General features: G+C 72.3%; 4 protein-coding genes. 1 reads left to right on the top strand and 3 read right to left on the bottom strand.

Annotated elements, in window-relative coordinates; translation table 11 throughout:
- Positions 1 to 91: 91 nt before the first annotated feature.
- On the bottom strand, positions 92 to 349 hold the full coding sequence (locus CHC11_RS39830; RefSeq protein ID WP_089317094.1) for a DUF7218 family protein: 258 nt from the start codon (positions 347 to 349) through the stop codon (positions 92 to 94).
- Between the two features lie 67 nt (positions 350 to 416).
- Between CHC11_RS39830 and CHC11_RS39825 the strand changes: the two genes are divergently transcribed.
- Positions 417 to 3,647 (top strand): AfsR/SARP family transcriptional regulator, encoded by a 3,231-nt coding sequence (locus CHC11_RS39825; protein WP_179279244.1) that lies wholly within the window; start codon positions 417 to 419, stop codon positions 3,645 to 3,647.
- 96 nt (positions 3,648 to 3,743) lie between these two features.
- Here CHC11_RS39825 and CHC11_RS39820 read toward each other — a convergent pair whose 3' ends face one another.
- Together CHC11_RS39820 and CHC11_RS39815 are read right to left on the bottom strand one after the other, a co-directional pair.
- Positions 3,744 to 4,565, bottom strand: a complete 822-nt coding sequence (locus CHC11_RS39820) for an ABC transporter permease (protein ID WP_089317092.1) — start codon at positions 4,563 to 4,565, stop codon at positions 3,744 to 3,746.
- The gene (locus tag CHC11_RS39815) at positions 4,562 to 5,539 is read right to left on the bottom strand and encodes an ATP-binding cassette domain-containing protein (protein WP_089317091.1); all 978 of its coding nucleotides are present in this window, start codon (positions 5,537 to 5,539) and stop codon (positions 4,562 to 4,564) included. The genes CHC11_RS39820 and CHC11_RS39815 overlap by 4 nt, the downstream gene beginning before the upstream one ends.
- Positions 5,540 to 6,322 lie beyond the last annotated feature (783 nt).

The following is a 6,322-nucleotide window of genomic DNA, read 5'->3' as shown; positions in this document are numbered from 1 at the left end:
TCTGGCACAACGACAAGACCGGCCAGCCGGTCGCCCGCTCCCTGACCGCCTACGATCACTGACCGCAACAACAGCCCTTGGAATCAATCATCTAGTGGTCGCGCAGCGCCTTGACCAGCTCCGCCTTGTTCATCGAGGAACGGCCCTCGACGCCGATCTCGCGGGCGCGCTTGAGCAGCTCGTCCTTCGTCCACTCGTCGTAGGAGGGGCTCTTGCCGCCCTTGCGGCCGATCTTCTTCTCTCCCTGAGCCGCGGAGGCGTTGGCGATCCGTGCCGCCTTCTCCTTGCTCGCGCCCTTCTCACGGAGCTTCTCGTACTTCTTCTCGTCCTTGATCTGTGCTCTGGGCATAGGCATTCCGTACCCGGCCCGCGAGATCCACACATCGGGGACAATGGCAGCCGGGAAGGGGGCACGCGTGCGCATCGGCATCCTGGGACCGCTCGACGTGCGGGACGGAGCCGCGCGGCCGGTCGAGGTCGCGGGCCGCAGGCTGCGGGCCCTCCTCGTGCGGCTGGCGGCCGAGGCGGGCCGCCCCGTGTCGGCCGAGCGGTTGCTCGACGATCTGTGGGACGGCGCCCCGCCCGGCGGGAACGCGCTCCAGGCGCTCGTGTCGCGGCTGCGCGGTGTCGCCGGACGGGACATGGTCGAGCACGGCCCGGCGGGCTACCGGCTCGGGATCGACCCCGGCGAGATCGACGCGGTCGCGTTCGAGCGCGGCGTCGTCGCCGCCCGCGCCGAGGAGGACCCCTGCGCGCGGGCGGACGGCCTGCGCGCGGCGCTCGCGCTGTGGCGCGGACCCGCCCTCGCCGACGTCGCCGACGCCGACTTCGCCCACCCGACCATCGCGCGGCTGGAGGAAATGCGGCTCGCCGCCGTGGAGGACCGGGTCGACGCCGAGATCGCCGCCGGGCTCCCCGTCCCGCCGGTCGCCGAACTGGAGCCCCTCGCCGCCGCGAACCCGCTGCGCGAGCGCCTGCGCGGCCAGCTGATGCGCGCCCTGTACGCGGCGGGGCGCCAGGCCGACGCCCTGGAGGTGTACGAGGAGACGCGGCGCGCCCTCGCCGACCGGCTCGGTGTCGACCCGTCCCCGGCACTGGCCGCCGTCCACCTGTCGATCCTCCGGCGCGAGACGGCGGCCCCGCCGCCCGGGCCGGTCCCGCCCCCCGCCGTCCCGCGGCCCGCGCGCACCAACCTGCCCGCGCAGCTCACCAGCTTCGTCGGCCGGGAGGAGGAGTCGCAGCGGGTCGGCAAGCTGCTCCGCGAGACCCGCCTGGTCACCCTCACCGGCCCCGGCGGCGCCGGCAAGACGCGGCTGGCCGGGGAGAGCGCCGCCGCGCTCGTCGACGAGATGCCGGACGGCGTGTGGTTCGTCCCGCTCGCCCCGGTCAGCGACCCGGGCGACGTCGTGCAGGCGGTGCTGTCGGCGCTGGCGGTCCCCGAAAGCGTCCGCCCCACCGAGACCCGCGCGGTCGTGCGGCCCCTCGAACGGCTCACCGACTTCCTCGCGACGAAGCGGACCGTGCTCGTCCTCGACAACTGCGAGCACCTCATCGACGCCGTCGCGCGGCTCGTCGACCACGTCGTCGCGCACGCCGACGGCGTCCGCGTCCTCGCGACCAGCCGCGAACCGCTCGGCATCACCGGCGAGTCGCTGTGCCCGGTGCCCTCCCTCCCGCTGCCGGCCGAGGACGCCGCCGACCCGGCCGACGCCCTCGGCTACGCCTCGGTGCGGCTGTTCGCCGACCGCGCCGCCGCCGTCCGCCCCGGCTTCGCCGTGGACGCCGCCAGCGTCGCCGACGTCGTCGCGATCTGCCGCGCGCTCGACGGCATCCCGCTCGCGATCGAGCTGGCCGGCGCCCGGCTGCGCTCCCTCACCCCCGGCCAGGTCGCGGCCCGCCTCGGCGACCGGTTCCGGCTGCTGACCGGCGGCAGCCGTACCGCCCTGCCCCGGCACCGGACCCTGCGCGCCGTCGTCGACTGGAGCTGGGATCTGCTGGACGAGCGGGAGCGCGCCGTCCTGCGCCGCCTCTCGGTGTTCGCCGGCGGCGCGACGCCGGACGCCGCCGTGCGCGTGTGCGGCCTCGACGCGCCGGACGCGCCCGACCCGCAGGACGTCATCGACGTGATCGCCGCCCTCATCGACAAGTCGCTGGTGATGGCCGACGGCGACTCCGACGTCCGCTACCGGCTGCTGGAGACCGTCCGCGTCTACGCGGGGGAGCGGCTGGAGGAGTCCGGCGAGACCCGCCGCGTCCGCGACGCGCACGCCGCCTACATGGTCGAGTTCGCCGAACGGGCCGAGCCGGAGCTGCGCCGCCGCGACCAGCTGATCTGGTCCGCCCGGCTGGCCGCCGAACGCGAGAACTTCACCGTCGTGCTCCGGCACGTCACCGAGGTCGAGGACCTCGAGGCGGCCCTGCGGCTCGTGGGTGCGCTGGTGTGGTTCTGGGTCCTGCGCGACATGGAGCGGGAATCGGGCGGCTGGACGATCGTCGTCCGCGACATGGCGGCCGGCGCCGCGCCCCCCGGCCTGGAGGAGCAGTACGCCATAAGCGTGGTCGCCGCCGCCCTGGTGACCGAGATGACCAAGAAGTCGGGGCCCACGCAGGAGTCGCTGCGCCAGGCCATGATCGACGCGACGGCCGTGGTGTCCCCGGCGCCCATGCACCCTCTGCTCGCCCTCGCCGAGACGGGGGCCAGCATGTTCGGCGGGGACATGGCGGAGGTCCGGCGGAGCCTCGGCCGCATCCGCGAGCACGCCGACCCGTGGGTGCGCGCCGTCGCCCGCGTCATCCTCGCGCACATGGAGATCAACCACGGCGAGATCGACGCCGCCGCCGAGCAGGCCGCCGACGGCTACGCGCGTTTCCGCGAGCTGGGCGACCGGTTCGGAATGATCGTCGGGCTGAGCGGGATGATGCAGACCGCCATGGCGCGCGGCGACCTTACGGAGGCCGTCCGCCTCGGCGAGGAGGCCTACGGCTACGCCACGGTCGGGGTCAGCCCCGAGCAGGGCTCCCCGCTGCTCGCCCAGCTCGCGTGGGCGCGTGCCCGGCAGGGCGAGATCGCGCGCGCCCGAGCCGACCTCGAACGCGCCATGGTGCAGTCCGAGCGCATCGGCGAGCTCGCCGACGCCGCGAACTCGTCCCTCATGCTCTGCGAGATAGCGTTGCTGGAGGGCGACCGCGAGGCCGCCCACGCCCATGCCGACCGCGCCTGCGCGTGGGTCGAGTCGCGCGGGCACCGTCCCGACTTCGCGCAGACCGCCCGCAGGACGTTCAGCCGCCTCGGCTGCCTGGCGGAGGAGGACGGCGACCTGGAGGCGGCGAAGCGCCGCCACGTCCAGGCGCTGAGCGAACTGCCGAACGACGCGATGATGGGAAACCCGACCGTGGCCGCCCTCGTCGAGGGTGTCGCGGCCTACGCCGCCGCGCGTGGGAGGCACGTGCGCGCCGCCGAACTGCTGGGCTCGGCGCACAACCTGCGCGGCTACCGCGACGCGGCGAGCTACGAGGTCTGCCGGACGCTGTCGCTCGTCGGCGGCGTCCTCGGCGAGAAGGCGTTCGCCGCCGCGTACGAGCGCGGGCGGCGGGTCACGCGGAACGACGTCTTCGACCAGGCGGACGGGCTGGTCACCTCCATCTGAGCGCACCCGCGTCCCGGTCGCCGCGGCCGGCCGGAAACGCGTGTCGCCCCGAAGACGGAATCGCCGGGGCGACACGGTTCGGATGCGGGCCGGACGTCATGCCCTCCGCGAGTACATGCGCATGGCCAGCGGGAACGTGACGACGACGATCCCCGCCGCCCAGGCGAGCGTGTACCAGGCGTGGTTCCCGATCGGGCCGCCGACGGTCAGCGCGCGCACCGACTCCGCCAGGTGCGTGACCGGGTTGACCTTCGTCCACGCCTCCAGCCATCCCGGCATCGTGGACGTGTCCGGGACGAGGATGCTGCTGCCGAACGTCAGCGGCATCACCCAGATGAACGCCAGCCCCTGCACCGTCTCCGGCGTCGGCGCGACCAGCCCCACGAGCACGGAGATCCAGCAGACCGCGAGGTAGAACACGTACGCCAGCGCGAACGCCGCCAGCACCGACAGCGGATCGGTGTGGAACCGGAAGCCGAGGACCGACCCGAACCCCACGAGCACCGCCATCACGGTGATGAACCGGACCGTGTCCCCGAGGACCGTCCCGAGCAGCGGCGCGGAACGAGCGATCGGAAGGCTCCGGAACCGGTCGAACACGCCCTTGTGGATGTCCTCGTTCAGCGCCGTCCCGAGCCCCATCGTGGCGAACATGGCCATCTGGGCGACGAGCCCCGGAAGCAGCTGCTGCAGGTAGGAATGCGTGTTGCCGGCCACCGCGCCGCCGAACACGTACAGGAACAGCAGCAGGAACACGATCGGCATCAGCGTCGTGTCCAGCAGCTTCTCCGGCGAGTGCTTCAACTGGGAGACGTTGCGCCACGCCAGCGTCAGGCCGTGCCGCAACGTTCTCCTGGCGCTGATACGTGCGGGCGGCTCCGCGGCGGGCGGACGGCTGTCAACGGTGATGGCGGTCACGCCAGGCTCCCCTCGGAGACGAGCTCGGACGTGGGTTCTTCGGCGTGATGCCCCGTCAGCGTGAGGAACACCTCGTCCAGGCTCGGCATCCGCAAAGCCAGCTCGGCCGCCACGATGGACGCCTCGTCCAGCCGCCGCACGAGAACCGACAGCAGGCGCGGATCGTGCACCGGCGCCGTGACGAGGCCCGCGGCCTCCTGGACCTCCGGACGCTCCCCGGTCAGCTCCTCGACGATCGCGGCGAGCTGCGCCGCGCGGAACGGCTCGGCCGCCCGGACCACCAGCGTCTGCCGCCCGATCCGCCCTTTCAGGTCGTCGGAGGTGCCCTCCGCGATGACCCGCCCGTGGTCGAACACCGCGATCCGATCGGCGAGCGCGTCGGCCTCCTCCAGGTACTGCGTGGTCAGCAGCACCGTCGCCCCCTCGGCGACGACCTCCCGGATCGTGTCCCAGACCTCGTTGCGCGCCCGCGGGTCCAGCCCGGTCGTCGGCTCGTCCAGGAAAATGATCTCCGGGTGGTTGATCAGGCTCGCCGCCAGGTCCAGCCGGCGGCGCATCCCGCCCGAGTACGTCTTCACGGCGCGCGCCCCCGCGTCGGTGAGCCGGAACCGGTCGAGCAGCCGCCGCGCCCGCGCCTTCGCCTCCGCGCGGCCGAAGTCCAGCAGCCGGGCGATCATCACGAGGTTCTCGAAGCCGGTCAGCTCCTCGTCCACCGACGCGTACTGCCCGGTCAGCCCGATCTTCGCCCGGACGCGCACCGCGTCCTTGACCACGTCGTACCCGCCCACCTCGGCGCGTCCGGCGTCCGGCTTCAGCAACGTCGCCAGCACGCGCACCGCGGTGGTCTTGCCCGCTCCGTTCGGCCCGAGGACCCCGAGCACCGTCCCCCGGCGAGCCGTGATGTCCACACCGTCCAGGGCCTTCGTATCCCCGAACCGCTTCCGCAGCCCCTCCGCGCGGATCACATCGTCCATCTGGGTGCCTCCCGTAGGTCTTTCGCTGTGACGGTCACCACCGTGGGCGAAGGCGCTGACATCACGCGGACACCGGTGCGCGAACGCTGACGTGACGCTGACAGGTCGGTGACGCCGCCGGCTTGTACGGCGCGTGACCTGGGGGTTTCGGTGGAGTGGCGAACAGGTGGCCGGGCCCGGTTTGACGAGCCTTCCGGGGCTGCCTAATGTCTGTGGTGCCCCAAGGGGATGCGGGACGCCGACAGGCGGACGGCCCCGGGGGACACTGACAGAGGAAAACGGTTCGCAGTGGTCTGCGGGCCGAGGTACTCTTGAAGAACAAGCCCGGACGGGATGCAGGACGCCGCAAGGTGGCCGGCCCGCAGGGCGCCTCCCACGGAACGATCTTTCTGAGTCTTCGACTTGGGTTGTGTCGTCGCGTGGGGGACCGGGAACCTTCGATTCGTCAAAAAGATCTTCCCAGATCGGCTTGACACCGGAGATGAGCCTGGTAAGTTAGCAGGGTTGCCCCGGAGCCGGGGACCGCGGGAGCGGGGTTCGGCGCGGTGGGTGTCCGTTTCTTGAGAACTCAACAGCGTGTTAAAAGCCAGTGCCTTTATCGGCTCGGTCTTTAAGGCCGGGTCGCCCCGTGCCATCTCGCTTTTGTGGGGTGGTGGGGATTTCTTTGAGGCAATGCTGTCCCCTTTTCGGGGGGATGGTGATGCTGGGATTGTTTCCTGAGGTTTGGTCGGCTGGGGTTCGCCCCCTGGCTGGTCGTGTGGCCTTGATGGAGAGTTTGATCCT

Origin of the sequence: Actinomadura mexicana, assembly GCF_900188105.1 — a bacterium.
Taxonomy (GTDB): domain Bacteria; phylum Actinomycetota; class Actinomycetes; order Streptosporangiales; family Streptosporangiaceae; genus Spirillospora; species Spirillospora mexicana.
Note: the sequence above shows the minus strand (reverse complement) of the source record. Positions and strands in the feature narration are given on the sequence as shown.